Here is a 26,657-nt window from a genome sequence, read left to right as displayed (position 1 = left end):
CCGCGAAGCCGCTGGCTGAGGTCGACGCCGCAGCGCCGACCTCGGTGAGATTCAGGCGGGCTGCGCGCCGATGCCCGTCAGGATCACCCGCTTGATGTTTTCCTTGGCTTCCCGCCATTGCCGGTCGGAGAGCGACTTGCCGCCGTTCAGCGTCTCGATCTGGTGGCCGAAATCGGCGTAATGCTGGGTCGTGGCCCAGAGCATGTAGAGGAGATGACGCGGGTCGACCGGGTCCATCTTGCCCTCCTCGATCCAACGCCTGATGATCTCGACGCGACCGTCGGTCCATTCGCGCAGCGTCGATTCCATATAGTCCTGAAGCACGGGCGCGCCGTGCATGACTTCCGAGGCCCAGACCTTCGAGCCGTCGGGGTGGCGACGCGATATTTCCATTTTGGCGTCGATATAGGCGCTGATGCCGTCAACTGGGCCGCGCGCCGCGTCGAAGCAATTGGCGGCCTGCAGCCAGATCTCGAAAATGTTCTGGACGACGGATCGGTAGAGCTCTTCCTTGGTGGCGAAATAATAGTGGAGATTTGCCTTCGGCAGCCCCGCCAGATCGGCGATCAGCTGCATCGTGGCGCCGCCGAACCCGGCTTCCGCAAACACCTTTTCGGCGGCGAGCAGGATGGCTTTTTCATTCTCCCGCCTTATATCCTGGCGTCGCATGGGACGGGTGGGTTCGGTCATGTCTCCCCCAAGATTCTCGTTGACCGCTTGGTCAGCTTGTGTAGTCTGAAAGCTGACCATACGGTCAGGATGCAAACCACTCAAGGGGCGACAAGACCCCTGGTGAAAATGGGAACCGCAAATGGCCGCACCCGGCGAAAATCTGCGCGTGAATTCAGACCGCTTGTGGGATTCCATCATGGAGATGGCGAAGATCGGCCCCGGCATTGCCGGCGGCAACAATCGCCAGACACTGACCGATTCCGACAAGCAAGGCCGCGAGCTGTTCAAGTCCTGGTGCGATGAGGCCGGGCTCACCATGGGCGTGGACCAGATGGGCACCATGTTCATGACGCGGGCCGGCACCGATCCGGACGCGCTGCCGGTCTATGTCGGCTCCCATCTCGACACCCAGCCGACCGGCGGCAAATATGACGGCGTGCTCGGCGTACTTTCCGGCCTGGAGGTGGTGCGCTCGCTCAACGATCTCGGCATCAAGACCAGGCATCCGATCGTCGTCACCAACTGGACGAACGAAGAGGGCGCTCGTTTCGCGCCGGCGATGCTCGCCTCGGGCGTGTTCGCCGGCGTGCACACCCAGGAATACGCCTATGCCCGCAAGGATCTCGACGGCCTGACCTTCGGCGACGAACTGAAGCGGATCGGCTGGGTGGGCGACGAGACGGTCGGGGCGCGCAAGATGCACGCCTATTTCGAATACCATATCGAGCAGGGCCCGATCCTCGAAGCCGAGAACAAGCAGATCGGTGTGGTGACCCACTGCCAGGGCCTGTGGTGGCTGGAGTTCACGCTGACCGGCAGGGAAGCGCATACCGGCTCGACGCCGATGAACATGCGCGTCAATGCGGGCCTTGCCATGGCGCGCATCCTGGAGATGGTGCAGACGGTCGCCATGGAGAACCAGCCCGGCGCCGTCGGCGGGGTGGGCCAGGTGAAGTTCTCGCCCAATTCCCGCAACGTGCTGCCGGGTACGGTGGTCTTCACCGTCGACATCCGCTCGCCGGACCAGGCCAAGCTCGACGGCATGCGCGCCCGCATCGAAAAGGAAGCACCGAAGATCTGCGAGGCGCTCGGCGTGAAATGCTCGGTCGAGGCGGTCGGCCATTTTGATCCGGTGACCTTCGATCCGACGCTGGTCGGCCGCGTGCGCACAGCCGCCGAAAAGCTCGGTTACAGCCATATGAATATCATCTCCGGCGCCGGCCACGACGCCTGCTGGGCGGCCAAGGTGGCACCGGCGACCATGGTCATGTGCCCCTGCGTCGGCGGCCTCAGCCACAACGAGGCCGAGGAGATCTCCAAGGAATGGGCGGCGGCAGGCGCCGACGTGCTGTTCCACGCGGTGGTCGAGACGGCGGGGATAGTGGAATGACCGACTAGACCAATTGCCTCGCAACGCCGCTCGTAAAGAAGCGCGAAAGAACAGGGGAACAGAGAATGACCAAAGTCATCCGGAACGGCACCGTCGTGACCGCCGACCGCACGTGGAAGGCGGACGTGCTGATGCAGCACGGCAAGATCGTCGCCATCGGCTCGAACCTGCACGGCGACCATGAGTTCGACGCCACGGGGTGCTATGTCATGCCGGGCGGCATCGATCCGCACACCCATCTCGAAATGCCCTTCATGGGCACTTATTCGGCCGACGATTTCGAATCCGGCACGCGCGCGGCGCTCTCCGGCGGCACGACCATGGTGGTCGATTTCTGCCTGCCGGCGCCGCAGCAGTCGCTGCTGGAAGCCCTGCAGATGTGGGACAACAAGACCTCGAAAACCTCCTGCGACTATTCCTTCCACATGGCGATTACCTGGTGGGGCAAGCAGGTGTTCGACGAGATGGCTCAAGTCGTCGACCGGGGCATCACCTCGTTCAAGCACTTCATGGCCTATAAGGGCGCGCTGATGGTCGACGACGACGAGATGTACTCGTCGTTCCAGCGTTGCGCCGATCTCGGCGCGCTGCCGCTGGTCCATGCCGAGAATGGCGACGTGGTCGCGGCACTGTCGCAAAAGCTTTTAGCCGCCGGCAACAACGGCCCGGAAGGCCATGCCTATTCGCGGCCGCCGGAAGTGGAGGGCGAGGCGACAAACCGCGCCATCATGATCGCCGACATGGCCGGCGTGCCGCTCTATGTCGTGCATGTCTCCTGCGAACAGAGCCATGAAGCAATCCGCCGCGCCCGCCAGAAGGGCATGCGCGTCTACGGCGAGCCGCTGATCCAGCATCTGACGCTCGACGAGAGCGAATATTTCAACAAGGACTGGGACCATGCGGCGCGCCGCGTGATGAGCCCGCCCTTCCGCAGCAAGTGGCACCAGGATTCGCTGTGGGCAGGCCTGCAGGCCGGCTCGCTGCAGGTGGTGGCGACCGACCATTGCTCCTTCACGACAAGCCAAAAGCGCAACGGCATCGGCGACTTCACCAAGATCCCGAACGGCACGGGCGGCCTCGAGGATCGCCTGCCGGTTCTGTGGACGAGAGGCGTCAACACCGGACGGCTGACGATGAACGAGTTCGTCGCGGTGACCTCGACCAACATCGCCAAGATCCTCAACATGTACCCGAAGAAGGGCGCGATCGTCGAAGGCGCTGACGCCGACATCGTCGTCTGGGATCCGAAGCGCAAGAAGACGATCTCGGCCAAAAACCAGCAGTCGGTGATCGACTACAATGTCTTCGAAGGGTTTGAGGTGACCGGCCTGCCGCGCTTCGTGTTCTCGCGCGGCGAACTCTCGATCGAGGAGGCGGACGTGAAGGCCAAGGCCGGCCATGGCGAGTTCGTCGCCCGCGAGCCGAACGCCGCGGTCAACCGGGCGCTGTCGACCTGGAAGGAGATTTCCGCGCCGCGCAAGGTGGAGCGTACCGGCATTCCTGCCACCGGGGTCTGACCATGCGGGCTCTTCATCTTGCGATTGCGGCGGCCGCGATGCTTGCCGCCGGTCAGGTTCTTGCCGCCGGCATCGACCTCAGCAAGCCTTATGGCGACAAATATGGCTGCATCAACAGGAATGGCCAGCAAGTGGCCGCCGACAAGATGCTGCTTCTGACCGACAAGGAACTGATCACGGCGGCCAGCGCCTGCACTTTCAGCGACCGCCAAGCGCAGGCCGACGGATCGCTGGTGGTGACGGCAAAGTGCGAGGCGGAGGGCGAAGAGGGGCAGGCGCCGGCCAAGTTCACCATCAAGCGCAGCGCGAAGAATGCGAAGAAGCTGGTGGTGGCCGACGAGGACGGCAATGTGATGGGCGAAGTCGCGCGATGCAAATGACGGCGATCCCGTCAGGGTCAAGCGACGAGGCCATCCAGCTCCGGCAGCAGGACGACGCTTTCCTGCTCGTTGGGATCGGTGCGGGCGATCACCGCCGAAGAGGGGGCGTCGCTCAGATTGGCGGGCAGATGCGGCACGCCCGCCGGAATGTAGAAGAGATCGCCGGCCTTGACGACGATGTGGTGCTCGAGCCGGTCGCCGTACCAGGTGTGGACTTCGCCGGAGAGCACGTAGATCGCCGTCTCGTGGCTTTCATGCATATGCGCCTTGGCGCGCGCGCCGGGCGGCATGGTGAGAGGATGCATGCAGATGCCGGAGGAGCCGACGGTTTCGGCGGCGATACCGGCGAAATAGCTCAGCCCCTGCTTGCCCTGATAGGTGCTTTCGGGGCGAACGAGACGACAGGTGGGTTTAGGCGACATCGGCAAGGCTCCGGGCGGCGTCGATCGGGTGGGACAGGACGAGTGGAAAGCAACGCTATCATAAAATCAACCGGATTGCGGACAGCGCGGCAGCGGCTGCGAAAGGCAGGCTGCAGCCAATGACCGAACAGCAGCCAGCCGTCGTTTCGGCAAGCAAGCTCGGCCTCACCTTCCAGACCAATGACGGTCCGGTGCAGGCGCTGTCCAATGTCGATCTGACCATCGGCAAGGGCGAATTCGTCTCCTTCATCGGCCCGTCCGGCTGCGGCAAGACGACCTTGCTGCGCGTCATCGCCGATCTGGAGAAGGCGACCTCCGGGACGATCTCCGTCAATGGGATGACGCCGGAGCAGGCGCGCGAAAAACGCGCCTATGGCTACGTCTTCCAGGCTGCCGCCTTGTTTCCGTGGCGCACGATCGAGCGCAATGTGGCGTTGCCGCTGGAGGTCATGGGGCTCAGCCAGGCCGAGCAGGCGGAGCGCATCAAGCGCACGCTGGAACTCGTCAACCTCTCGGGCTTCGAGAAGAAATATCCCTGGCAGCTTTCCGGCGGCATGCAGCAGCGCGCCTCGATCGCGCGTGCTCTCGCCTTCGATGCGGACCTGCTCTTGATGGACGAACCGTTCGGCGCGCTGGACGAGATCGTGCGCGACCATCTGAACGAGCAGCTTCTCGACCTCTGGGCGCGCACCAACAAGACGATCTGCTTCGTCACCCATTCGATCCCCGAAGCGGTCTATCTGTCGACGCGCATCGTGGTGATGTCGCCGCGGCCCGGCCGCGTCACCGACATCATCGAATCGACGCTGCCGAGGGAGCGGCCGCTCGACATCCGCGAGACGCCGGAGTTTTTGGCGATCGCCGCGCGCGTGAGGGATGGGCTGAGGGCTGGGCACAGCTATGATGATTGAGGGGCGGGAGGATGAGCTCTCTCCTCTCCCCACCGGGGAGAGGGTGGCCGGAGCGAAGCGGAGGTCGGGTGAGGGGACGTCTACGGACCCGACCAAAAGAAAGGTTGGGGCAACGACCCGAGCCCGGGAACTCCGGACTGATGAGACCGAAGCCGAATACAGGCTTTGGGGCGAGTTACGGGGGCGCCACCTCAACGGCTACAAGTTCGTGAGGCAAGTGCCGCTTGGTCCTTTCTTCGCAGACTTTGTCTGTCGCGAGAAAGCGTTGATTGTCGAAATAGACGGTAGCCAGCATGCAGATTCTCCAACGGACGCAGCCAGGACCGCTTGGCTGAATCGCCAGGGCTACTCTGTTCTTCGGTTCTGGAACCAAGAGGTCTTGGCCGAACGGAGGGCGGTGCTGGATACGATCCTGGCCGTGCTTGAAGGGCGGATACACTCACCCTCACCCGGCCTTCGCTTCGCTCCGGCCACCCTCTCCCCGGTGGGGAGAGGAAGGGGGGCCCATGGATAGCTTCCGCTCCAAGATCTTCCCCGTCACCACCATCCTCGCCGGCGTGGTGGTGCTCTGGTACGTCTTCGCCGTCATCCTCAACGCGCCGTTCCAGCGCGATCTCGACGCCAGGGCCAACGAAACGCCCGGCGCGGTCGAGTTCATCGGCAAAACGCTGTCGCAGCCGAAGCCGACGCTACCGGCGCCGCATCAGGTGGCGGTGAATTTCTTCCAAAACACCTTTCTGCGGTCCGTCACGTCGAACCGCAGCCTCGTCTACAACGCCTGGGTGACACTGTCCTCGACGCTGCTCGGCTTCGCCTTCGGCACGGCGCTCGGCATCGTCATTGCGGTGGGCATCGTGCATGTGGCGACGCTCGACCGCAGCCTGATGCCGTGGATCATCGCCTCGCAGACCATTCCGATCCTGGCGGTGGCGCCGATGATCATCGTGGTGCTGGCGGCGATCGGCATCACCGGCCTGATCCCCAAGGCGCTGATCTCGACCTATCTGTCGTTCTTCCCGGTCGCCGTCGGTATGGTGAAAGGCCTGCGCTCGCCCGAGCTCATGCATCTCGATCTCATGCACACCTACAATGCCAGCGCCTCGCAGACCTTCTGGAAACTGAGGGTGCCGGCCTCGGTGCCGTTCCTGTTCACCTCGATGAAGGTGGCGGTGGCGGCAAGCCTCGTCGGCGCCATCGTCGGCGAATTGCCGACGGGTGCGGTCGCCGGCATCGGCGCGAAGCTGCTTGCTGGCGCCTATTACAGCCAGACCATCGATATCTGGTCGGCGCTGGTCGCGGGGTCCGTCGTCGCGGCGCTGCTGGTGATGGTCGTGGGCATCGCCGGACGCCTGGTCGATCGCGCCATGGGGGGGAGGCCGGCATGAATTGGCTGAAGCCCTCATGGCAAGCAGTGCTGGCAATCCTGCTTTGTCTCATCGCCTTTGCGCTTGGCGCAATGACGAAGCCGGAGGCAGCCGCGCTGGCGGATCCGGCCGCAACGCTGGCCTATCCCTATATGGGCGCGAAGGCGCTGATCATCGGGCTGTTGCTCATTGCGGCGCTGGTCTCGATCTTGAGGCTGACGCAGGTCGTTGAGGCCATCGTGCTCTTCGTCGGTGCCCATGCCGCAGCCTGGCTCTTGGTCAAAGGCATAGCCGGTTTCGAGGGCACGGCGCTGGCGCCATATTTCCTGCTGCTTGCCGCTGCCTGGCTGCTTGCCTGGCGCTGCGTTGCCTTGCTCTCCTGGTTGCGTCCGAGCGAGAGCGTCGCAAGGAACGCGCTGCGCCTGATCATCCCGGCGATCTTCGGCGCCTGGATCCTGATCATCTGGGAGGCGGTGACGCGCGGCGCCGGCATCCCCTTCATTCTTTTGCCGCCGCCGAGCGCCATCGGCGCGCGCATCGCCAACTCGCTGCCGATCCTGGGGTCGGATGTGCGGCAGACGATCTTCAAGGCGGTGCTGATCGGCTACGTCGTCGGCAATCTCGCCGGCTTCACCGTCGCCATCCTCGCCGACCGCGTGCCGTTCCTGCGGCGCGGGCTGCTGCCGATCGGCAATATGGTTTCGGCGCTGCCGATTATTGGTGTCGCGCCGATCATGGTCATGTGGTTCGGCTTCGACTGGCCGTCCAAGGCCGCGGTGGTCATCATCATGACCTTCTTCCCGATGCTGGTGAACACGGTGGCGGGGCTTGCCGCATCCGGGCATATGGAGCGCGACCTGATGCGCACTTATGCATCGGGCTATTGGCCGACGCTGCTCAAGCTCAGGCTGCCGGCGGCAATGCCCTTCATCTTCAACGCGCTGAAGATCAACTCGACGCTGGCGCTGATCGGCGCCATCGTCGCGGAGTTCTTCGGTACGCCCGTGGTCGGCATGGGATTCCGCATCTCGACGGAAGTCGGGCGGATGAACATCGACATGGTGTGGGCCGAAATCGCAGTTGCAGCACTTGCGGGTTCGGTCTTTTATGGCGTGGTCGCTCTCGTCGAGAGAGCCGTCACATTTTGGCATCCCTCTGTCCGTGGTGGATAGGGGCGGTGGGTTTGGGTGCTAACTTCAGAGGGTAATAAAATGAAAAGACTGCTGATTTCTGCTCTGGCCGGCGCCATGTCGCTGGCCGCCTTCCAGGCGATGGCCGCCGACAAGGTGACACTGCAACTGAAATGGGTCACGCAGGCCCAGTTCGCCGGCTATTATGTCGCCAAGGCCAAGGGTTTCTATGACGCCGAAGGCCTCGACGTCGACATCAAACCGGGCGGCCCGGACATCGCGCCCGAGCAGGTGATCGCCGGCGGCGGCGCCGACGTCATCGTCGACTGGATGGGCGGCGCGCTCGCGGCCCGCGACAAGGGCGTGATGCTGGTCAACATTGCCCAGCCGTTCAAGAAGGCCGGCATGGAACTGGTCTGCCCCAAGAATGGACCGATCAAGACGGAAGCCGACTTCAAGGGCCACACGCTCGGCGTCTGGTTCTTCGGCAACGAATATCCGTTCTACGCCTGGATGAACAAGATCGGCCTCAAGACCGATGGCGGCCCGGACGGCGTCACCGTGCTCAAGCAGAGCTTTGACGTGCAGCCGCTGATCCAGAAGCAGGCCGACTGCATCTCGGTGATGACCTATAACGAATACGGTCAGGTGCTGGACGCCGGCTACAAGCCGGAAGATTTGGTCGTGTTCAACTACTCGGCCATGGGCAACGACCTTCTGGAGGACGGGCTCTACACGCTTGAGGATAAACTCAAGGATCCGGCCTTCGAGGACAAGATGGTGCGCTTCGTGCGCGCCTCGATGAAGGGTTGGAAATACGCCACCGAGAACACCGACGAGGCGGCCGAGATCGTCGTCGACGCCGGCGGCCAGGACGAGAACCACCAGAAGTTCATGATGAAGGAAGTGGCCAAGCTGGTCGACAATGCCGACGGCAAGCTGATCCCGGCCGCTTACGAGCGCACCGCCAAGGCGCTGCTCGACCAGAAGATCATCAGCAAGGAGGCGAGCGGCGCCTATACGACTGCGATTACCGACAAGGCGATCAAGTAAGCTCCGCTCTTAGCGCGGAAGATAGAAGGGGCGGGCGACCGCCCCTTTTTCGTTGCTTGCGGTAAAAAAATAGCTGTGTGCCGGGATACATTCAGCCGCTCGGTCGTTAATTGGCGCATCCGCGCGCCGGGGAGCCGCGGAGGATGCTGCAATCAACGGAGGTTCTTCATGCGCATCCTATCCGTGCCGATGCTTTCGGCCTTGGCCGTTTCGACCGCGTTCCTTCTCGCATCGCCGGCCATGGCCGAGATGGTGAAGTACAAGGCGACGCTCGACGGCAGCCAGCAGAGCCCGCCCGTCACCACCAAGGGCAAGGGAACCGCCACACTCACCTTCGACACCACAAGCAAGAAGCTCAGCTGGAACGTCAAATATTCCGGCCTCAGCGGGCCAGCCGTGGCCGCCCACATACACGGGCCGGCGGACAGGGGCGCAAACGCGGACCCGGTCATCCCGTTCAAGAAGCTGAAGAGCCCGATCAAGGGATCGGCGACGTTGACGGACGCGCAGGCAGCCGATCTGGAGGCCGGCAAATATTACGTCAACGTCCACACAGCCAAGAACAAGGACGGCGAGATCCGCGGCCAGATCGAGAAGGCGATGTAGCGCCCGATAGGATCGCGATCAATTCGGACGTCGGCGCGAAGGAACTTTGCCTACGCCTTTGTAGGCGCTCAGGCCTTGTCGCGGATCTGCGTCAGCGTGCGGGTCGGCGTGATCGCTTCGGGATCGAGCTTGATCTCGACGATCGCCGGCTTGCCGCTGGCGCGCGCGCGTTCGAAGGCCGGCGCGAAGTCGGCGGTTTTTTCCACCGTCTCGCCATGCCCGCCATAGGCGCGGGCAAGCGCCGCGAAATCCGGGTTTTTAAGGTCGGTGGCGACCACGCGGCTCGGATATTCCCGCTCCTGATGCATGCGGATCGTGCCGTAAATGCCGTTGTTGACGACGATCACGACGATCGCCAGGTCATACTGGACAGCCGTTGCGAACTCCTGGCCATTCATCAGGAAGCAGCCGTCGCCGGCAAAGGCGACGACCGTGCGATCCGGGAACAGTGACTTGGCGGCGACCGCGGCGGGCGTGCCGTAGCCCATCGATCCGGAAGTCGGGGCCGCCTGCGTGCCGAAGCGGCGGTTGCGGTAGAAGCGATGCACCCAGGTGGCGTAGTTGCCGGCGCCATTGGTGAGGATGGCATCCTCGGGCAGAACCTTTCCGAGATAGTCCATGATCGGGCCCATCTGGACGGCGCCGGGGCCGGTCTGCGGCGGCGTCGACCATTCCAGATAGGCGGCATGCGCCTTTTCCGCCTCGCCCGCCCAGGCGTGCTTGGCCGTTGGCCTGCGCCTGGCGAAAGCCTCGACGAAGGCGGCGGGCGAAGCATTGATGGCTAGCGTCGGCCGATAGACGCGGCCGAGCTCGCCGGCATCGGCATGGACATGCGCCAGCGCCTGGTCGGGATAGGGGCTCTTCAGCAGCGTGTAGTCGGAAGACGGCATCTCGCCCAGGCGGCCGCCGACCAAAAGCACCACGTCGGCCTGCTTGATCCGCTCCGCCAGCTTAGGATTGATGCCGATGCCGACATCGCCGGCATAATTCGGATGCAAATGGTCGAACAGCATCTGGCGGCGGAAAGAGCAGCCGACCGGCAGTGACCAGGTCTCGGCAATCTGGCGCATATGCGCCACCGCTTCCTCGTTCCAGCGTGTGCCGCCGAGGATGACGAACGGCCGCTTGGCGTCGCTCAGCAACATCTCCAGTGCGTCGAGCTCGGCTTCACCGGGACGCGTCTCGACCGGCGTGTGCGGCAGCGCTTCCGGAGCCTCGACCTCGCTGGTCAGCATGTCTTCCGGCAGCGAGATGACCACCGGGCCGGGACGGCCGGAAGTCGCGACCGCGAAAGCGCGCGTGACGAATTCCGGGATGCGCGCGGCATCGTCGATCTCGACCACCCATTTGGCGATGTCGCCGAAGAAGCGCTTGTAGTCGACCTCCTGGAAGGCCTCTCGCTCCTTGGCGTGGCTGGCGACCTGGCCGATGAACAGGATCATCGGCACCGAATCCTGCATGGCGATATGGACGCCGGCCGAAGCGTTGGTGGCGCCGGGGCCGCGAGTGACGAAGCAGATGCCGGACTTGCCGGTCAGCCTTCCCTGGCAGTCGGCCATCATCGCAGCACCGCCTTCCTGGCGGCAGACGATGGTGCGGATCGAAGAGTCGTGCAGCGCGTCGAGCACTGCGAGATAGGATTCGCCCGGAACGCAGAAGATGCGGTCAGTGCCGTTCGCTTCCAGCGCCTCGACGATCAGTTGTCCGCCGGTTTTCATTTTGCTGCTCTCTCCAGTTCGGCAAGGATTTCTTGTGTGTGCTCACCAAGGCGCGGCGAGGGGCGCTCATAGACGAGCGGCGTGCCCGACATCACCATCGGTGCGCGCACCGAAGGCAGACGATTGCCGTGGCCGTCGTCGAGGTCGAGCCGCATGCCGCGCGCGATGGTCTGCGGATCGTCGAACATCTGGCCGATCGTGTTGATCGGGCTTGCCGGCACGCCGGCCGCCTCGAGTTTCGCCAGCAGCGGATCGCGATCCCAGGTGCTCAGCGTCGCGATAATCAGTTCGCGGAGCTTGGCGCGATTGGCGACACGGGCGGGATTGGTGGCAAAGTCGGGATTGGCGGGCAGATCGGCCAGGCCGACTACGGCGCAGAACTTGCCGAACTGGCCGTCATTGCCGACCGCCAGGATGATGTGGCCGTCCCTGACAGGCAGCACCTCGTAAGGGGCGATGTTCATATGCGCGTTTCCCATCTGTACCGGCGACTTGCCGGAGACAAGATAGTTGAGGTTCTGGTTGCCGAGCGCCGAGATCTGGCTGTCGTAGAGCGCCATGTCGATATGCTGGCCCTCGCCGGTCTTTTCGGCATGGCGCAGTGCCGCCTGGATAGCGATCACCGAATAGAGGCCGGTGAAGAGATCCGAGATGGCGACGCCGGCCTTCTGCGGCTCGCGGCCCGGCTCGCCGGTGATCGACATCATGCCGGCCATGGCCTGGATGATGAAATCATAGCCCGCGCGCGGCGCATAGGGGCCGTCCTGGCCGAAGCCGGTGATCGAGCAATAGACGAGGCGCGGGTTGACCGCCTTCAGGCTGTCATAGTCGAGGCCGTATTTTTTCAGGCCGCCAAGCTTGAAGTTCTCGATCAGCACGTCGGCGGTGGCGACCAGCCTGCGCAGCGTCTCGGCGCCCTCGGGCTTGGAGAAATCGACGGCGATGGAACGCTTGCCGCGGTTGCAGGAATGGTAATAGGCGGCCGAGAGGTTCTCGCCGTCATGGCTCATGACGAAGGGCGGACCCCATTTGCGGGTGTCGTCGCCGCCATCGGGGCTCTCGACCTTGATGACATCGGCGCCGAGATCGGCGAGCAACTGCCCGGCCCAGGGACCGGCCAGGATGCGGGCGAGTTCGATAACGCGGATGCCTTTCAGCGGAGGTTCGGCCATGGATCACCGTAATGGGTCGAAAGCGCAGCCTCTATCAACAGCGGCCGCCCCTGTCACGGCCCCTGCAGTGGGCCACGCGAGGTCAGGATTTGAGCACACTGTCGGCCCAGGCGGCAAAATCGTTCATGACGGCGTCGCGGTTGATCTCGTTCAGGCTTTCATGGCGGGTTTGCGGGTAAACCTTTGAAACAAGATTCGAAAAGCCCATTGCCTGCATCCGTCTGGCGAGGTGGTTGACCGCCTTGCCGTAATCCGATGCGGGGTCCCTCTCGCCGCCGATGAGATTGAAAGGAAGGTCGCGGCGGACGCCGGTGAAGTTCGAATCCTTGCCGGCGTGCTGCGCCATGTTGACCACGTCGCGCCACATCGAGATGGACGCGTCCCAGCCGCAGAGCGGATCGGCGATGTATTTGTCGACCTCGGCAGAGTCGCGCGACAGCCAGTCGAATAAGGTCCGGTGGCCGGGCACCGCCTTGCCCCAGGCCTGGAAAGTGAGCTTGGGCAGAAGGCGCGACGGCACGTCGGAGCCGAGCCGCATCCGCTCCCAGCCGAGGATGAGCAGCGCCAACTCGCCGAGCAGGCCTTGCGAGAAATTGCCGTTCCAGATCGCGGCGGCATGGATGCGCTGGGAGCGGCGCAAGACAAAGTTCAGGGCGACCGAGGCGCCCAGCGAATGTCCGAAGATGATGACTGGCAAGCCCGGATGCTCGGCCGCAATCAAGTCGTGAACGGCGTCGACGTCGGCGATGACCTTAGCGATGCCGTCGCTGTCCGCGAACTTGCCGGGCGGCGCGTCGGCCGCCTTTGTCGCGCCATGACCGCGATGGTCGTGTGCGTAGACGTGGAAACCGCGCCCGCTCAGGAAATCGGCAAAGCGGGCGTAGCGCGCGGCATGCTCGGCCAGGCCGTGGTTGATCTGGACCACGGCGCGTGGCTTCGTCTCCGCGTGTTTTACATAGAGGTTGAGCTCGGCCCCGCTCGGTGAGGCCAGGCTGGTCTTTCTGTCGAATGGCATGTTTCGCTCCCTCGGCGACTGTGGGGCGAGGGTTCTGCCGGCGTCAAGTGGAGGAGCGCGCTTGCGAATCCGCCTATAGGGAGTGCTCACCTGGGGATTGTTTTTTCGAGCGGCGAAAAAGATCGCAATTCTGACACGTCGGCTGTTCTAGTGTGACGAATCCAATACGGTTCAATGATCGCCGGGAGAGCGGGATGCGGGTTTGGGCATTGTGGGGTTCGATGGTGCTGGCTGTGGCCGGGGCCGGCGCGGCGCATGCCGACGTGAAGATGAGCGGCACTTTCGTCGCCGACAGTGCCTGTCCGGCGACGCAGGCCATCAAGAGCGGCAAGAACCCCGGCAATATCTCGACGCAGGCCGGGCAGAGCTACGAGCTCCTTGCCGGCAACAAGGAAGAGCCCACCCACTACCTTATCCAAGTGCCGGGCGCCGATCCCGAGCGGCGCTGGGTGAAGATCAGCTGCGGCCATGTCAGCGGCGGCAGCGCCGCTCCTGCTCCGGCGCCTTCCGGTCAGACCAAGCCGTTGTCAACCTCTGGAAAACCCGAGTATGTCTTTGCGCTGAGCTGGCAGCCGGCTTTCTGCGAGACCAAGGCAAGCAAGCCCGAATGCAAGGCGCAGAGCCCCAGCGAGTTCGACGCCTCGCATTTTACGCTGCATGGGCTGTGGCCGCAGCCGAACGGCAATTTCTATTGTCAGGTGTCGGCAAGCGACAAGGCCAATGACAATCCGGCGCATTGGGGAGATCTGCCGCCGGTCGATCTCGATGCCAATACGCGCGCCGAGCTCGACCAGGTGATGCCAGGCACCGCCTCCAAACTGGAGCGCCACGAATGGATCAAGCACGGCACCTGCTACGGCAAGAACCAGCAGGAGTATTTCTCCGACGCGCTGAACCTGATGCGGGCGGTGAACGGCTCGGCGGTGCGCGATCTTTTCAACAAGAACATCGGCAAGCAATTGACCTCGGACCAGATCCGCGGCGCCTTCAACGAGGCCTTCGGCACCGGCGCAGGCGACCGGGTGCGCGTGTCCTGTCTGGTCGACCCGTCGAGCGGTAGGCGTATGATAGGCGAGATCACGCTCGGCCTGTCCGGTCCAATCGGCCCGGACAGCAAGCTCGCCGATCTCCTGATGGCCTCGGCGCCGACAGCAAAGGCCGGTTGCCCGAAGGGCACGGTCGACGCGATCGGTTTCCAGTAGGCGAGAATTTTGGTCAGCCCGTTCTTTGTCAGGCTGATCTGGGGGCCGCCTGCAGCGCCTCACTGCCGGGTTCGCCGACCACGCGGTCGCGGCCGCTCAACTTGGCCTTGTAGAGGCGCTGATCGGCCAGCGCGAAAATATCGCCGAGGCAGCGCGTCGTCTCGCTGACGGTGGAGACGCCGGCGCTCACCGTGATGTTGAAACGGCCGGTATGCGCCGAGGTCTTGGCGGCGTTCCTGATAGTCTCGCCGAGCAGCCTTGCGGGCCCGTGCGGCTGCTGCGTCAGCACGGCGAATTCCTCGCCGCCGATGCGGAACACCTGATCATTGCTGCCGACCGTCTCGGCCAGCAGGGCAGCTATCGATTTCAGCACCTTGTCGCCCTCGGCATGGCCGAAGCGGTCGTTGATCGACTTGAAGTGGTCGACGTCGACGACGAGCAGGCTGAGCGGCTTGCCGATCCTGATGGCGGTCGAGACTGCGGACTCGCCGTCGGCATCGAAACTGCCGCGATGCAGCAGGCCGGTGAGGCCGTCGCGGCCCACATATTTGATCAGGGCTTCGTAGCGCTCGCGATAGGTGAGGGTATCGAAGATGTCGGAGAGGCCGCGCGGCACGGCGACATCGTGGTCTTCGACCCATTTCAGATAGGCGACGAGCATCCCGCTATAGGCAAGTGCGGCGCCCATCTTGGCGAACCAGCCGCCGAAGAAGACCTCGATCGGCGCGCCGGCAACGAAATGCAGCGCGGTGAAGAAGCCAGCCTGGTCGAAGGTGAGCACGCAGGCGACCGATATGAGGATGCGTAGGAACGGCCTTGCGCGCAGATAGGCGCCGAGCTTCTCGTAAAGCAGGATGATCAGGATTGCGTCCATGAAGAGTAGCGTGGTGCCCCAGACCATCAGCCAGCCCATCTCGTCGATGAAGGCGATATCGGGAACCTTGCCGCTTGGAAGTGGAGCGATCGCGTGCAGGCGCAAGACCAGCACCAGCCCGATCATCACGGCGTTGCCAAGCAGCAAGCCATAGATCGGCTGGCGAACGGTCGCCGCATCCTCCTTCATGTAGAGCAGCAGCAGCATGACGAGCTTGCCGGAGAAGAGCACGGCGGACCCCGGCGACACCAGCCCGAACGGCAGCGCGACATAGAAGACACTGGCAAGGTAGGTTTCGAGGAAATGCATGACGCCGAGCGCGCAGACGAACACGCCAAGCCCGATACGGCGCCGGAAGCGGAAAAGCGTGACCATGGCGCCGAAATAGAGAACCGCTTCGGCAAGGAGCAGGGCACCGTTCAGCACGTCGTTGATCCGATCCTTCCCCTGAGATCGCGGCATGGCCGCGATTTCCCAACCTAGCATCGTTTTGAAGGCAAATGGTTAACCCCCGATTTCGCACGATCGCGAGAGCGGCGAAAAAGCCCGGACCGAATTTGGGTGCCGCAAACCGGCGAAATCCGCGCGGATTGGCTGGTTTGCGCCGAAAGCGATTGCCGTTCGGCGCTTCATCGCCTACATAGCGCCCAACCCCCATCAACCTCGACACTTCAGTTTCCAGGGAAAGCGCGCGTGGCTCGCCAGTTCATCTATCACATGTCCGGCCTGTCGAAGGCCTACGGCACCAAGAAGGTGCTCGATAACGTTCACCTGTCCTTCTATCCGGATGCCAAGATCGGCATTCTCGGCCCCAACGGCTCGGGCAAGTCGACGATCCTGCGCATCATGGCCGGGCTCGATAAGGAGTTCCAGGGCGAGGCGTGGCTGGCCGAGGGTGCCACCGTCGGCTACCTGGCGCAGGAGCCGCAGCTCGACAACACCAAAACCGTGCGCGAAAACGTCATGGACGGCGTCGCCAGGAAGACCGCCATCATCGAGCGTTACAACGAGCTGATGATGAACTATTCCGACGAGACGGCCGACGAGTCGGCCAAGCTCCAGGACGAGATGGACCGCCTCAATCTCTGGGACCTGGAGCAGCAGGTCGAAATGGCGATGGACGCGCTGCAGTGTCCGCCGCCTGACTCCGAAGTGACCAACCTGTCGGGCGGCGAGCGCCGCCGCGTGGCGCTGTGCAGGCTGCTGCTCGAACAGCCCGACCTCTTGCTGCTCGACGAGCCGACCAACCATCTCGACGCCGAGACCACGCAATGGCTGGAAAAGCATCTGCGCGATTATCCCGGCTCGGTGCTGATCATCACCCACGACCGCTACTTCCTCGACAACGTCACCGGCTGGATCCTCGAGCTCGACCGCGGCCGCGGCATCCCTTACGAGGGCAATTACACCAAATATCTCGACGCCAAGGCCAAGCGCCTGATCCAGGAAGGCCGCGAGGACGACGCCCGCCAGAAGTCGATCTGGCGCGAGCGCGAGTGGATCCAGTCCTCGCCCAAGGCGCGCCAGACCAAGTCCAAGGCGCGTATCAAGGCCTATGAAGAACTGGTCGAGCAGTCGCAGAACCGCAAGCCGACCGACACGCAGATCGTCATCCCGTCGAGCGAGCGCCTCGGCAACCTCGTCATCGAGGTCGAAGGCCTCAACAAGGGCTTCGGCGACGAGCTCCTGATCGAGAACCTGTCGTTCAAGCTGCCGCCAGGCGGCATCGTCGGCGTCATCGGCCCGAACGGCGCCGGCAAGACGACGCTGTTCAAGATGATCACCGGCCAGGAAACGCCGGATGCCGGCTCGATCCGCAAGGGCGATACCGTGCGGCTCGGCTATGTCGACCAGAGCCGCGACGCGCTCGACCCGAACAAGACGGTGTGGGAAGAGATCTCCGGCGGCGCCGAGGTCATCAAGCTCGGCAAGCACGAGGTCAACAGCCGCGCCTATTGCTCGTCGTTCAACTTCCGCGGCGGCGACCAGCAGCAGAAGGTCGGCAACCTGTCGGGCGGCCAGCGCAACCGCGTCCATCTGGCCAAGATGCTGAAGGGCGGCGGCAATGTGCTTCTGCTCGACGAACCGACCAACGACCTCGACACCGAAACGTTGAGCGCGCTGGAAGACGCGCTGGAAGCCTATGCCGGCTGCGCCGTCATCATCAGCCACGATCGAATGTTCCTCGACCGCATGGCCACCCACATGCTCGCCTTCGAAGGCGACGCGCATGTCGAATGGTTCGAAGGCAATTTCGAGGAATATGAGAAGGACAAGCTGCGCCGCCTGGGCGCCGAAGCGGCGACCCCGCACCGCATGACGCACAAGCGGCTGACGCGGTAAGATCAGTCCAAAGGGCGGTGAACAAAGCAGGTTCTCACATGGCTGACTGGTCCGCCGCCCAATATCTCAAATTCGAGGATGAGCGCACGCGGCCGGCGCGGGACCTGGTTGCGCAGGTGCCGGTCGATTTCCCGCGTCGCGTCGTTGATATCGGCTGCGGTCCCGGCAACTCGACCGAGCTTCTGGTCGAGCGCTGGCCGGATGCCCAGGTGAGCGGCTTGGACACCTCGCCGGACATGATCGAGAAGGCGCGGGCGCGGCTGCCGAATGTCAATTTCGAGCTGGCGGATGCCGCCGGATGGCAGCCCGAGCATCCCGTCGACGTCATCTTCGCCAACGCCGTTTTCCAGTGGCTGCCGGAGCATCCGGTGGTGTTCCAGCGGCTGACTGGATTGCTGGCGCCCGGCGGCGCCCTGGCCATCCAGATGCCCGATAATCTCGGCGAGCCTTCGCACCAACTGATGCGCGAAACCGCGGCCGAGATGCGGTTCTCGGCGAAGCTCGAGGGCGCGGCGCGCGCGCCGCTGCCGCCGGTGTCCTTCTACTACGATCTTCTGTCGCCGCTCGTCGACCGGCTCGACATCTGGCACACCATCTACAACCATCCGCTGGCCGATGCCGAAGCCATCGTCGAATGGGTCAAGGCGACGGGGCTGAAGCCGTTCGTCGATCCGCTCGATGCGGATGAGAAGAAGGTGTTCCTCGACAGCTACACGGCGAAGATCGCCAAGGCCTATCCGAAAACGGCGAACGGCAAGGTGCTGCTGCGCTTCCCGCGCATCTTCATCGTCGCCAAGCGCGCTTGAGCATCCACCACCTGAATGCCAGCGGTGGTTGTCGAATTAAGCTGGAATAAACCGGGCAAATGCGACAAGTGTAGCGCCTCGCCTCGGCACAACTTGCCGCCCCTCGGACGGATTGGACATGCATCGCGTCATCATCAGCGGCATCGGCGCCGAAATCCCTGAGCCGGTCATCACCAATGAAGAGCTGGTCGCAAGCTTCAACAGCTGGGTCGATACCGAGAATGCGCGCCGCGCCGACACCGGCGAGCCGCTTTTGCAGAAATCGGATAGCGACTTCATCGTGCATGCCTCCGGCGTGAGAAGCCGCCATGTGATCGAGCGCGAGGGCATCCTCGACCCGACCCGCATGTCGCCGCGCATTCCCGCGCGGCCGGACGACGCGCTGTCGCTGGAGGCGGAGTTCGGCCTCGCTTCGGCCAGGAAGGCGCTTGCCCATGCCGGGGTCGATGGATCGGAGATCGACCTGGTGATCTGCTCTGCCTCGCACCATCAGCGGCCCTATCCGGCCATCGCCATCGAGATGCAGGAGGCGCTGGGCACCAAGGGCGCCGGCTTCGATATGGGGCTTGGCTGCTCTTCCGCCGCGGCAGCGCTGCATGTCGCCGTCAACCTGGTGAGGGCAGGGGCGCATAAGCGCATCCTGGTGTCGACGCCGGAGATCATCACCGGCCATCTCAACTTCCGCGACCGGCAGACGCATTTCATCTTCGGCGACGCCTCGGTCGCCATGGTTGTCGAGGGACTGGCGCAAGGCGAGAAGCGGCCGGGACGCTTCGAGGTGCTTGACACGCGCACCTGGACGCAGATGTCGAACAACATCCGCACCAATCTCGGCTACTACACGCGCACCGCCCAGGACGATCCCTACATGATCGATCTGGACGGCAATCTCATCAAGCAGGTCGGCAACAAGGTATTCAAGGAAGTCACCGTCGCCGGCCAGAAATTCATCGTCGAATTCCTCGCCGAACACGGACTGACGCCGGAAGGCATCCGCCGCTTCTGGCTGCATCAGGCCAATGCGCGCATGAATGCGATGATCCTGAAACTGTCCTTCGGCCATGATGTCGACCATGACCGCGCGCCGATGGTGCTGGAGCGGCTCGGCAACACCGCCGGCGCCGGCGCGATCGTGGCGCTGTCGGAGAACCATGCCGACATGAAGGCCGGCGATTTCGGCCTGATCTGCGCCTTCGGCGCCGGCTATTCGATCGGCGGCGCGCTGCTCAGGATGCTCTAAGCCGGCAATCAGGCCGGCGCGAAGGGCACCAGTATCGGCACGCGCCTGGCGTACTCGTCATAGGCCGGGCCGAGCTCGCTGCGCAGGAAGTTTTCTTCCAACCTCGCCTTGACGACGACGCCGACGAGCAGCAGGGCGGCGCCGGCAATACCCCATACGGTGCCCTTGACCGCCATGGTGGCGAGGACGGACAGCAGCAGTCCCATGTAGATCGGATGGCGGACCAGGCCATAGGGGCCGGTATCGACCACGCGATGATCCGCCTTGGCCGTGACAGTGGCGGACCACAGCCGGCCGAGATGCAGGCGCGCCCACCAGGCGAAGGCGATGCCGATGGCGATCAACGCAACGCAGATCCAGGCTTCGGCAAGCGTCGGCGTCCAAAGCCGCAGCCGGCCGCCATGGCTGTGCGCCGGCACGAACAGCAGCGCGGTGCCGGCCACCCAAAGGACGCGGTAGCGTGCCTCTGACTTGAAGTCCGCGCGCGTCTGCGCCGGATCGGCCCAGGCGGCGGCAAGAATCCAGGATACCACCCAGAACAGCCAAAGCGCTGCGACAGCGTGTCCAACCTGCATGATCGAGCCTCCTCCCGATTTGCCGCCATCGTTTATGCTGGCGTCGCGGCGGCAATACGACGTGTGGTGCGGCGTGGGCGGCGTTTCTGGTAATAACGTCGTGATCGCCATCAAACGGTGTGATCGGATCATCAGAGCTTTCGACTGGACCGCCTTCTCAGCGGCCTTTAGACCAGCGGCATGCAGGAAACGAACCTAGAGCTTTTTCCAGCGGCGGAGCCGACAATCGACATCGTGCCCGGCCGCAAGCTGACGGCAAGGGCAGCGGCGCTCTATGCCGCTCCGCACGATCATTTCGAGACGAGGGCGGTCGAGGAACTGCGGCTTGGCTTCGACGGTATCGCCGGCGACTTCCATGGCGGAACAACGCGGCGTTCCGGCGGGCGCGAGCCCTGGTATCCGCGCGGCACCGAGATGCGCAACGAGCGGCAATTGTCGCTTGTCGCGGCGGACGAGCTCGCCATCGTCGCCCAACGCATGGGTCTTGAGGAGATCAAGCCGGAGTGGATCGGCGCCAATCTTGTGATCGAAGGCGTGCCGCATCTTTCGATGCTGTCGGCCGGTTCGCTGATGTTCTTCAAAGGCGGCGTGACGCTCAAGGTCGACGGCCAGAACAAGCCGTGCCGCGTTGCTGGACAGTCGATCGCCGATCATGTCGGCGCCGCGGATCACAATGCCACCGCCCTGCTCTTCCCCAAGGAGGCGAAGCGGCTGCGCGGCCTCGTCGCCTGGGTCGAAAAGCCGGGCGTCATCAGGGCCGGCGAGGAGATTTCCGTGCGGGTGCCGGAGCAGTGGATCTATCGGTGAGGCATGCTGATATTCAGGTGAGTCGGCCTGCGAGCGGCGATTTCCTGCGCTTCCGGTACTCACGTGCCCAAACGCACGCTCCGTTCCGGCCTTCACCGGCCGAAGCCCTCATAAGTATTTCCGCTCTATGAAGGCTACGGCCGGCGTAGGCCGGTTCTCGGAAACCACCGTTCTCGACTCGCCCTGACCTGAACCTCAACATGGCTCGGCCGGTCTAGACTACGTCCGGCCAAGGCAGTGTCAGGCTTTGCGGTTCTTGTTGGCGCCCTGCGCCATTACCGAGACATGGTCCCACTTTTCCCAGGTGGCGATACGGTTGGCATATTCCTGCCTGATCATCGGCAGGCCGCCATCGCCGAAGAAGACCCTGAGCGGCGGCTCGGCAGCATCGACGATCGCCAGCATCGCTGGTCCAGTCGCTTGCGGATCGCCGGCGACCGAACGGCTGCGGCGCTCGGCCATCGCCGCGCGGACCGGCTCATAGGCGTCCAACGGCTTGGAGACCTTGGCCGACGGCCCGGCCCAATCCGTGGAGAAGCCACCCGGCTCGACAAGGGTGACGTGGACGCCGAAGCCGGCGACCTCAAGGCTGAGCGACTGGCTGAAGGCTTCCAGCGCCCATTTCGAGGCGTGGTAGAGGCCGAGCGAGGCAAAGGCGTTGACGCCGCCGATCGAGGAGATCTGGATGATGTGGCCGGAGCGTTGCGCCCGCATGATGGGCAGCGCGGCCTGGGTCACCCAAAGCGCTCCGAAGACGTTGGTCTCGATCTGGTCGCGCGCTTCCTGTTCGGTGACTTCCTCGATGGCGCCGAAATGGCCGTAGCCGGCATTGTTGATGACGACGTCCAGCCGGCCGAAGCGCTTCTGCGCCTCGGTGATCGCGGCGTCGACCGCCTGTTTGTCGGTGACGTCGAGCTGCATGGCAGCGACCTTGCCGCCATATTTCTCGACGAGATCGGCAAGCGTGCGGGCATCGCGCGCGGTTGCGGCGACGCGATCGCCGCGGGCGAGCGCGGCCTCGGCCCAGACGCGGCCAAAGCCCTTCGACGAGCCGGTGATGAACCAAACCTTATCAGTCATGATCTGCTGTCCTTGCCCAGAGGGCGATGAATTCGGAGGGATAAACGGAGGAATCTCCGTTTATCCCATGTACGGCGCGGCCGCCGTTTTTCCAGAGGCGGCACCCGAATTAATTGGCGGGATGCGGCATAGAGGGCGCAGACACCTATTCATCCTCGTCATCTTCCTGAAGCAGGCGTGTAGCGCGCCAACGGGTGAGCACCTCATTGGTCCTCCCGATGACGAAGAAGCGCGCCGAATCCCGGTCATAGCCCTCGGCGAGCAATTTCTCGTAGTCGGTGTGGACATGGCGGACATGGGCGATGGTGGCCAGCCATACCGCGATCGTCGGGGGCAGGGTCTTCATGTGCACGGAACCGGCGTCGGCGCGGATCTTTTCCATGTCGGCATAGGGCGCAAGCGGCAACAGCGCGGTCAGCGCCTTGGCGATGGCGCGGCGGCGGCCGGTGGGGGCGCTCATTTCTCGTCTCGCCCGGCAATCGTTGCTTCCGGGAAGGCATCCGTGGAAGCGTAATAAGGCTTGATGTCGATGACCGGTGTGCCGTCGAGCACATCGATGGCGTCGATCCCGATCCGGCCGGCCTCGATGTCGAGTGCGACGAGCCTCGCCACATGCAGGCCGACAGGGTTCGGCCGGGCAGGGGAACGCAGCGAGAAAACGCCTTTCGGTTCAACCGCATGGCGCGGTTTCTGCACAATCAGATTCCGCGGCGCGTGGTGGAGCCAGGACAGGATGACGACATGGCTGGCGCGTTCCAGGGTTCGCAGCCCCGGGCGATAGGGCTCGTCGATCCTGACTGAAGCGGCTCGCCCGGATTCCCGGGCGGCGCGCATGTTCTTGGGACAATGCTCGCGACTGGCCCACGGCGAGATGATGTGGCCGATGAAGACGACATGGCCGTCCGGCCGCAACCCCGCCGGATCGGCTGCAAGAAGCGTCTCACCTTCGCGCGTCTCAAACATCTTCTTCACCCCACACAAGAACCATCCGCCAGGTGCGGATCACGGCTGCGCCATTTTCTTGTCCGGAAGCGACATAGCGCTTGCCAGGATTTCAAAATCGACATAAACATATCTTTATATCTTTCAACGAGACCCCGCTCATGCATATCTCGCTCGACACAATGGTAGATACATTGAAGGCGGCGGCCGAATCCAGCCGGCTGCGCATCCTGGTGCTGCTGGCGCGCGGGGACCTCACAGTCTCCGACCTCACCGAGATTCTCGGCCAGTCGCAGCCGCGCGTCTCGCGTCATCTGAAGCTGCTGCTCGATGCCGGGCTGATCGGCCGCTATCAGGAAGGGTCCTGGGCTTTTTTCAGGCTGACCGACATCGATAATTCGCGCGATTTCGTCCAGCGTCTGGTGTCGGGAATAAGCGAAGCCGATCCGCAGGTGGTGCGCGATCTCGAGCGGCTGGCGGCGGTGAAGCGCAAGCGGCAGGACCGGGCCGCTGAATATTTCTCCGAGAATGCCGCGAGCTGGGATCACATCCGCTCGCTGCATGTGCCGGACCGCGCGGTGGAGGCGGCACTCATCAGGCTCGTGGGCAAGCGGCCGTTCCAGTCGATGCTCGACCTCGGCACCGGCACGGGCAGGCTGCTCGAAATCTTCGCGCCGCTCTACCGGCGCGGCGTCGGCATCGACATGTCGCGCGAGATGCTGACCGTGGCGCGCGCCAATCTCGACAAGGCCGGCATCGCCAATGCGCAGGTGCGCCAGGGCGATATTTTCTCGCCGCCGGTCGAGCGCAACGCCTTCGATCTCGTCACCATCCACCAAGTGCTGCACTATCTCGACGATCCCGCCCGCGCCATCGCCGAAGCGGCGCGGCTGCTCAGGCCATCGGGCCGGCTGATCGTCGTCGACTTCGCGCCGCATAATCTCGAATTCCTGCGCGACCAGCACGCCCATATGCGGCTGGGCTTCTCCGACCGTCAGATGTCCGACTGGTTCGAGGAGGCCGGACTCGATGTCGAGGACAGCCAGGAATTCGAGCCGCGCGGCGGCAACGAGGCAGGGCTCACGGTGAAGCTTTGGCTCGGCCGCGACCGTCGCCTTTTGATCGCTGATCCGTCCAACGATTCCTTGCCAGTAAGGGAAACAGCCTGATGAACCAGTTCCGCTTTTCCCGCCGCCCCGACATCGGCGACAAGGTCCGTGTCTCGTTCGAATTCTTCCCGCCAAAGACCGACGAAATGGAAGCGAGGCTGTGGGACACGGTCACAAGGCTGGAGCCGCTGAAGCCGAAATTCGTCTCGGTGACCTATGGCGCCGGCGGCTCGACCCGTGAGCGCACGGCGCGCACAGTCAAGCGCATCCTCAACGAGACATCGCTGACGCCTGCGGCGCACATGACTTGCGTCGATGCCGCGCGCGATCAGGTCGACATGGTCATCCGCGAATTCGCGGATATGGGTGTTAAACGCTTCGTGGCGCTGCGCGGCGATCCGGCGGCAGGTGTCGGCACAAGCTATCGTCCGCACCCCGACGGCTACGCCAATGGCGCCGAACTGGTGGGCGCGCTGAAGAACGCCGGCGATTTCGATATCTCGGTCTCCGCCTATCCGGAAAAGCATCCGGAAAGCCCGGATTTCGCCACCGACATCGATATGCTGAAGCGCAAGGCCGACAATGGCGCGACGCGGGCGATCACCCAGTTCTTCTTCGACAATGATCTCTACGAGCGCTATGTCGAGCGGGCGCGCCGCGCCGGCATCTACATCCCGATCGTACCGGGCATCCTGCCGGTGCATAATTTCACCCAGGTCGCCAATTTCTCGTCGCGCTGCGGGGCGCTGGTGCCGGCCTGGCTGGCCGAGCGCTTCGAAGGACTGGAGAACGACCCGCAGACGCATGCGCTGGTGGCCTCGGCGGTGGCGGCCGAGCAGGTGCTCGACCTTGTCGAGCGCGGCGTCGGCGACTTCCATTTCTACACGATGAACCGCGCCGACCTCGTCTTTGCCGTCTGCCACATGATCGGCATCCGCTCGCATGAGGCGGAGGCAGCCGGATCCGCCGCGGCTTGAGCCAAAGCCGTAACGGAAGTCAGGGTTTGCAATGGAAAAGGCCGGGTAGAACCCGGCCTTTTCGAACTGTTGGACTATTCTCGGTACTTAGTCTTCCCGGCTTTGGCGGGTCAGGGAAGAACACCTATGATAAGGGCACCGATGAATGCAAATGCGGCACAAATCATCAAAGCGTTGATCGGCCTCGTCAGTCCCATGCCATAGCCTCCTCTTCAGAGCTATGGCCGGAATCTAGAGTCATTTGGGTCACAGGCAAGCGGAAAACGTGCTGCAATGCGACATGACTGTGGAATTTGCGACCTGGAATTTGCCGTTAGCCGTTGAAACTCTTCGGCAAAAGCCGGCTTCGCGGTTGTGAATAAATTGTGGCGGCGCTGTGGCATGACACCGCTACTATTTGCCGAACAATCGCCCGTCGATGGTGATCAGGCCGAGTCCGATCAGCGTCATGCCGCCCATCTCGAACAGCGCCAGGCGCTCGCCGAGGAAGAGGAAGCCGAGCAGCACTGCGCTGACCGGCACGATCAAGGTGACCAGCGAGGTATTGGTGGCGCCGGCCGAGGCGACGAGGTTGAAATAGAGGATATAGGCGAAGGCGGTCGACAGCAGCGCCAGTCCCAGCACCGCGGCCCAGGCCGGAGGCGAGGCCGAAAACAAGCCCGCCGGTCCATAGGCAATGAGCACGATGGGGATCATGATGATGCTCGATGCCGTCAGTTGCCCGGTGGCGATGACGGGCGACGGCACGCCCTTGAAGCGGCGCGCGATCATCAGGGCGATCGCGTAGGACACTGAGGCGCCGATCAGGGCGAACTTGGCCCAGACAGGGCCGCCGAGGCCGGCAATAAGGCCCGGGCCGATCATTACCGCTGTTCCCGCGACACCGAGCGCGATGCCGGCCAGCTTATTCCAAGACAGCTTTTCGTCGGTCGTGAGCGCGTTGGCCAGGACAAGCGTCCAGAACGGCGTCGTGGCGTTGAGCACCGAGGCGACGCCGGCGCCGAGCTGCGTCTGGCCGGCGAAGATCAGCGAGAAGGGCACGACGTTGTTGGTGAGCGCCAGCAGGAAGAACAGGCCGGCATGCGGGAAGGCGAGCCGGAACGAGGGGCCGCGGACCGCCAGATAGAGCTGGAGTGCGATCGCGGCGATGGCGACGCGAAACAGCACCAGCGCCAGCGGGTGGATTTCGGAAACGGCAATGCGGGCAAAGAAGAACGAGCCGCCCCAGATCGCGCCGAGCAAGAGAAGCTGCACCCAATCCTTGAGCGTCATCGGTCCGCGCGTCGGCGCGGCGGCGGCCGTAATGGACATGTCCTGTTCCTCCCGGGCAATCGCAATCTCAGCCGTCACAC

General features: G+C 63.7%; 27 protein-coding genes. 16 read left to right on the top strand and 11 right to left on the bottom strand.

Annotated elements, in window-relative coordinates; translation table 11 throughout:
• Positions 1-51: 51 nt before the first annotated feature.
• Complete coding sequence (locus O7A05_RS05245; RefSeq protein WP_040995887.1) at positions 52-690, bottom strand: TetR/AcrR family transcriptional regulator; 639 nt, start codon at positions 688-690, stop codon at positions 52-54.
• A 121-nt stretch (positions 691-811) separates the two neighbouring features.
• Between O7A05_RS05245 and O7A05_RS05240 the strand changes: the two genes are divergently transcribed.
• The 3 genes from O7A05_RS05240 to O7A05_RS05230 all read left to right on the top strand — a co-directional run bounded on the left by O7A05_RS05240 (position 812) and on the right by O7A05_RS05230 (position 3,959).
• A complete protein-coding gene (locus O7A05_RS05240) occupies positions 812-2,062 on the top strand; it encodes a Zn-dependent hydrolase (protein ID WP_224544860.1) in 1,251 nt (416 codons plus the stop codon).
• Positions 2,063-2,127: 65 nt separating this feature from the next.
• Complete coding sequence (gene hydA, locus O7A05_RS05235; protein ID WP_337091904.1) at positions 2,128-3,579, top strand: dihydropyrimidinase; 1,452 nt, start codon at positions 2,128-2,130, stop codon at positions 3,577-3,579.
• 2 nt (positions 3,580-3,581) lie between these two features.
• Positions 3,582-3,959 (top strand): hypothetical protein, encoded by a 378-nt coding sequence (locus tag O7A05_RS05230; RefSeq protein ID WP_337091903.1) that lies wholly within the window; start codon positions 3,582-3,584, stop codon positions 3,957-3,959.
• 17 nt (positions 3,960-3,976) lie between these two features.
• On the opposite strand, the gene O7A05_RS05225 is transcribed toward O7A05_RS05230, so the two are convergent.
• The gene (locus tag O7A05_RS05225; protein ID WP_415926955.1) at positions 3,977-4,381 is read right to left on the bottom strand and encodes a cupin domain-containing protein; all 405 of its coding nucleotides are present in this window, start codon (positions 4,379-4,381) and stop codon (positions 3,977-3,979) included.
• Positions 4,382-4,500: 119 nt separating this feature from the next.
• Here O7A05_RS05225 and O7A05_RS05220 point away from each other — a divergent pair, with 119 nt between their 5' ends.
• From O7A05_RS05220 to O7A05_RS05195, 6 genes are all read left to right on the top strand, one after another.
• The gene (locus tag O7A05_RS05220) at positions 4,501-5,292 is read left to right on the top strand and encodes an ABC transporter ATP-binding protein (protein ID WP_337091901.1); all 792 of its coding nucleotides are present in this window, start codon (positions 4,501-4,503) and stop codon (positions 5,290-5,292) included.
• On the top strand, positions 5,282-5,806 hold the full coding sequence (locus O7A05_RS05215) for an endonuclease domain-containing protein (protein WP_415926954.1): 525 nt from the start codon (positions 5,282-5,284) through the stop codon (positions 5,804-5,806). The genes O7A05_RS05220 and O7A05_RS05215 overlap by 11 nt, the downstream gene beginning before the upstream one ends.
• Complete coding sequence (locus O7A05_RS05210; protein WP_337091900.1) at positions 5,799-6,677, top strand: ABC transporter permease; 879 nt, start codon at positions 5,799-5,801, stop codon at positions 6,675-6,677. The genes O7A05_RS05215 and O7A05_RS05210 overlap by 8 nt, the downstream gene beginning before the upstream one ends.
• The gene (locus tag O7A05_RS05205; protein WP_337091899.1) at positions 6,674-7,828 is read left to right on the top strand and encodes an ABC transporter permease; all 1,155 of its coding nucleotides are present in this window, start codon (positions 6,674-6,676) and stop codon (positions 7,826-7,828) included. Before O7A05_RS05210 ends, O7A05_RS05205 begins: the two co-directional genes overlap by 4 nt.
• A 39-nt stretch (positions 7,829-7,867) precedes the next feature.
• Positions 7,868-8,839, top strand: a complete 972-nt coding sequence (locus O7A05_RS05200; protein WP_095768959.1) for an ABC transporter substrate-binding protein — start codon at positions 7,868-7,870, stop codon at positions 8,837-8,839.
• A 168-nt stretch (positions 8,840-9,007) separates the two neighbouring features.
• Positions 9,008-9,445 (top strand): CHRD domain-containing protein, encoded by a 438-nt coding sequence (locus tag O7A05_RS05195; RefSeq protein ID WP_224516404.1) that lies wholly within the window; start codon positions 9,008-9,010, stop codon positions 9,443-9,445.
• Between the two features lie 68 nt (positions 9,446-9,513).
• Here the strand turns inward: O7A05_RS05195 and O7A05_RS05190 are convergent, their stop codons facing one another.
• The 3 genes from O7A05_RS05190 to O7A05_RS05180 all read right to left on the bottom strand — a co-directional run bounded on the left by O7A05_RS05190 (position 9,514) and on the right by O7A05_RS05180 (position 13,350).
• Entirely contained in the window at positions 9,514-11,163 is a 1,650-nt protein-coding gene (locus O7A05_RS05190) for a thiamine pyrophosphate-binding protein (protein ID WP_337091898.1), read from the bottom strand.
• A complete protein-coding gene (locus O7A05_RS05185; protein ID WP_337091897.1) occupies positions 11,160-12,335 on the bottom strand; it encodes a CaiB/BaiF CoA transferase family protein in 1,176 nt (391 codons plus the stop codon). Before O7A05_RS05185 ends, O7A05_RS05190 begins: the two co-directional genes overlap by 4 nt.
• 82 nt (positions 12,336-12,417) lie before the next feature.
• Complete coding sequence (locus O7A05_RS05180; RefSeq protein ID WP_337091896.1) at positions 12,418-13,350, bottom strand: alpha/beta hydrolase; 933 nt, start codon at positions 13,348-13,350, stop codon at positions 12,418-12,420.
• A 194-nt stretch (positions 13,351-13,544) separates the two neighbouring features.
• Between O7A05_RS05180 and O7A05_RS05175 the strand changes: the two genes are divergently transcribed.
• Positions 13,545-14,552, top strand: coding sequence for a ribonuclease T2 family protein (locus O7A05_RS05175; protein WP_337091895.1), 1,008 nt, complete (start codon positions 13,545-13,547; stop codon positions 14,550-14,552).
• 28 nt (positions 14,553-14,580) lie between these two features.
• On the opposite strand, the gene O7A05_RS05170 is transcribed toward O7A05_RS05175, so the two are convergent.
• Positions 14,581-15,888 carry a GGDEF domain-containing protein gene (locus O7A05_RS05170; RefSeq protein ID WP_337091894.1) on the bottom strand — a complete coding sequence of 436 codons (1,308 nt, stop codon included), beginning with the start codon at positions 15,886-15,888 and terminating at the stop codon, positions 14,581-14,583.
• A 231-nt stretch (positions 15,889-16,119) separates the two neighbouring features.
• Here O7A05_RS05170 and ettA point away from each other — a divergent pair, with 231 nt between their 5' ends.
• The 3 genes from ettA (at position 16,120) to O7A05_RS05155 (ending at position 19,815) form a co-directional block, all read left to right on the top strand.
• Positions 16,120-17,769, top strand: a complete 1,650-nt coding sequence (gene ettA / locus O7A05_RS05165) for an energy-dependent translational throttle protein EttA (protein WP_337091893.1) — start codon at positions 16,120-16,122, stop codon at positions 17,767-17,769.
• Positions 17,770-17,807: 38 nt separating this feature from the next.
• The gene (tam, locus tag O7A05_RS05160) at positions 17,808-18,575 is read left to right on the top strand and encodes a trans-aconitate 2-methyltransferase (protein WP_337091892.1); all 768 of its coding nucleotides are present in this window, start codon (positions 17,808-17,810) and stop codon (positions 18,573-18,575) included.
• A 118-nt stretch (positions 18,576-18,693) separates the two neighbouring features.
• Entirely contained in the window at positions 18,694-19,815 is a 1,122-nt protein-coding gene (locus tag O7A05_RS05155) for a beta-ketoacyl-ACP synthase III (protein ID WP_337091891.1), read from the top strand.
• An 8-nt stretch (positions 19,816-19,823) separates the two neighbouring features.
• On the opposite strand, the gene O7A05_RS05150 is transcribed toward O7A05_RS05155, so the two are convergent.
• Complete coding sequence (locus O7A05_RS05150; protein ID WP_337091890.1) at positions 19,824-20,390, bottom strand: methyltransferase family protein; 567 nt, start codon at positions 20,388-20,390, stop codon at positions 19,824-19,826.
• 180 nt (positions 20,391-20,570) lie between these two features.
• On the opposite strand from O7A05_RS05150, the gene O7A05_RS05145 reads away from it, so the two are divergent.
• The gene (locus tag O7A05_RS05145; protein WP_337091889.1) at positions 20,571-21,197 is read left to right on the top strand and encodes an MOSC domain-containing protein; all 627 of its coding nucleotides are present in this window, start codon (positions 20,571-20,573) and stop codon (positions 21,195-21,197) included.
• A 240-nt stretch (positions 21,198-21,437) separates the two neighbouring features.
• Here O7A05_RS05145 and O7A05_RS05140 read toward each other — a convergent pair whose 3' ends face one another.
• From O7A05_RS05140 to tsaA, 3 genes are all read right to left on the bottom strand, one after another.
• A complete protein-coding gene (locus tag O7A05_RS05140; RefSeq protein WP_337091888.1) occupies positions 21,438-22,277 on the bottom strand; it encodes an SDR family oxidoreductase in 840 nt (279 codons plus the stop codon).
• Positions 22,278-22,422: 145 nt separating this feature from the next.
• Complete coding sequence (locus O7A05_RS05135; protein WP_224544847.1) at positions 22,423-22,737, bottom strand: DUF2293 domain-containing protein; 315 nt, start codon at positions 22,735-22,737, stop codon at positions 22,423-22,425.
• On the bottom strand, positions 22,734-23,240 hold the full coding sequence (gene tsaA, locus O7A05_RS05130) for a tRNA (N6-threonylcarbamoyladenosine(37)-N6)-methyltransferase TrmO (protein WP_337091887.1): 507 nt from the start codon (positions 23,238-23,240) through the stop codon (positions 22,734-22,736). Before tsaA ends, O7A05_RS05135 begins: the two co-directional genes overlap by 4 nt.
• A gap of 140 nt (positions 23,241-23,380) precedes the next feature.
• Between tsaA and O7A05_RS05125 the strand changes: the two genes are divergently transcribed.
• Together O7A05_RS05125 and metF are read left to right on the top strand one after the other, a co-directional pair.
• Positions 23,381-24,388 (top strand): ArsR/SmtB family transcription factor, encoded by a 1,008-nt coding sequence (locus O7A05_RS05125; RefSeq protein ID WP_337091886.1) that lies wholly within the window; start codon positions 23,381-23,383, stop codon positions 24,386-24,388.
• On the top strand, positions 24,388-25,305 hold the full coding sequence (gene metF, locus O7A05_RS05120) for a methylenetetrahydrofolate reductase [NAD(P)H] (protein ID WP_337091885.1): 918 nt from the start codon (positions 24,388-24,390) through the stop codon (positions 25,303-25,305). Before O7A05_RS05125 ends, metF begins: the two co-directional genes overlap by 1 nt.
• Positions 25,306-25,698: 393 nt before the next feature.
• On the opposite strand, the gene O7A05_RS05115 is transcribed toward metF, so the two are convergent.
• Positions 25,699-26,616, bottom strand: a complete 918-nt coding sequence (locus tag O7A05_RS05115) for a DMT family transporter (RefSeq protein ID WP_337091884.1) — start codon at positions 26,614-26,616, stop codon at positions 25,699-25,701.
• Positions 26,617-26,657 lie beyond the last annotated feature (41 nt).

The sequence above is a fragment of the Mesorhizobium argentiipisi (SeqCode) genome, assembly GCF_037179585.1.
Classification (GTDB): Bacteria; Pseudomonadota; Alphaproteobacteria; order Rhizobiales; family Rhizobiaceae; genus Mesorhizobium; species Mesorhizobium argentiipisi.
This window is presented reverse-complemented; position numbering and strand designations above follow the sequence as displayed.

Coding starts and splice junctions, on each gene's coding strand:
- O7A05_RS05245 (WP_040995887.1), bottom strand. CDS start 690: ATGACCGAACCCACCCGTCCCATGCGACGCCAGGATATAAGGCGGGAG.
- O7A05_RS05240 (WP_224544860.1), top strand. CDS start 812: ATGGCCGCACCCGGCGAAAATCTGCGCGTGAATTCAGACCGCTTGTGG.
- hydA (WP_337091904.1), top strand. CDS start 2,128: ATGACCAAAGTCATCCGGAACGGCACCGTCGTGACCGCCGACCGCACG.
- O7A05_RS05230 (WP_337091903.1), top strand. CDS start 3,582: ATGCGGGCTCTTCATCTTGCGATTGCGGCGGCCGCGATGCTTGCCGCC.
- O7A05_RS05225 (WP_415926955.1), bottom strand. CDS start 4,381: ATGTCGCCTAAACCCACCTGTCGTCTCGTTCGCCCCGAAAGCACCTAT.
- O7A05_RS05220 (WP_337091901.1), top strand. CDS start 4,501: ATGACCGAACAGCAGCCAGCCGTCGTTTCGGCAAGCAAGCTCGGCCTC.
- O7A05_RS05215 (WP_415926954.1), top strand. CDS start 5,282: ATGATGATTGAGGGGCGGGAGGATGAGCTCTCTCCTCTCCCCACCGGG.
- O7A05_RS05210 (WP_337091900.1), top strand. CDS start 5,799: ATGGATAGCTTCCGCTCCAAGATCTTCCCCGTCACCACCATCCTCGCC.
- O7A05_RS05205 (WP_337091899.1), top strand. CDS start 6,674: ATGAATTGGCTGAAGCCCTCATGGCAAGCAGTGCTGGCAATCCTGCTT.
- O7A05_RS05200 (WP_095768959.1), top strand. CDS start 7,868: ATGAAAAGACTGCTGATTTCTGCTCTGGCCGGCGCCATGTCGCTGGCC.
- O7A05_RS05195 (WP_224516404.1), top strand. CDS start 9,008: ATGCGCATCCTATCCGTGCCGATGCTTTCGGCCTTGGCCGTTTCGACC.
- O7A05_RS05190 (WP_337091898.1), bottom strand. CDS start 11,163: ATGAAAACCGGCGGACAACTGATCGTCGAGGCGCTGGAAGCGAACGGC.
- O7A05_RS05185 (WP_337091897.1), bottom strand. CDS start 12,335: ATGGCCGAACCTCCGCTGAAAGGCATCCGCGTTATCGAACTCGCCCGC.
- O7A05_RS05180 (WP_337091896.1), bottom strand. CDS start 13,350: ATGCCATTCGACAGAAAGACCAGCCTGGCCTCACCGAGCGGGGCCGAG.
- O7A05_RS05175 (WP_337091895.1), top strand. CDS start 13,545: ATGCGGGTTTGGGCATTGTGGGGTTCGATGGTGCTGGCTGTGGCCGGG.
- O7A05_RS05170 (WP_337091894.1), bottom strand. CDS start 15,888: ATGCCGCGATCTCAGGGGAAGGATCGGATCAACGACGTGCTGAACGGT.
- tam (WP_337091892.1), top strand. CDS start 17,808: ATGGCTGACTGGTCCGCCGCCCAATATCTCAAATTCGAGGATGAGCGC.
- O7A05_RS05155 (WP_337091891.1), top strand. CDS start 18,694: ATGCATCGCGTCATCATCAGCGGCATCGGCGCCGAAATCCCTGAGCCG.
- O7A05_RS05150 (WP_337091890.1), bottom strand. CDS start 20,390: ATGCAGGTTGGACACGCTGTCGCAGCGCTTTGGCTGTTCTGGGTGGTA.
- O7A05_RS05145 (WP_337091889.1), top strand. CDS start 20,571: ATGCAGGAAACGAACCTAGAGCTTTTTCCAGCGGCGGAGCCGACAATC.
- O7A05_RS05140 (WP_337091888.1), bottom strand. CDS start 22,277: ATGACTGATAAGGTTTGGTTCATCACCGGCTCGTCGAAGGGCTTTGGC.
- O7A05_RS05135 (WP_224544847.1), bottom strand. CDS start 22,737: ATGAGCGCCCCCACCGGCCGCCGCCGCGCCATCGCCAAGGCGCTGACC.
- tsaA (WP_337091887.1), bottom strand. CDS start 23,240: ATGTTTGAGACGCGCGAAGGTGAGACGCTTCTTGCAGCCGATCCGGCG.
- O7A05_RS05125 (WP_337091886.1), top strand. CDS start 23,381: ATGCATATCTCGCTCGACACAATGGTAGATACATTGAAGGCGGCGGCC.
- metF (WP_337091885.1), top strand. CDS start 24,388: ATGAACCAGTTCCGCTTTTCCCGCCGCCCCGACATCGGCGACAAGGTC.
- O7A05_RS05115 (WP_337091884.1), bottom strand. CDS start 26,616: ATGTCCATTACGGCCGCCGCCGCGCCGACGCGCGGACCGATGACGCTC.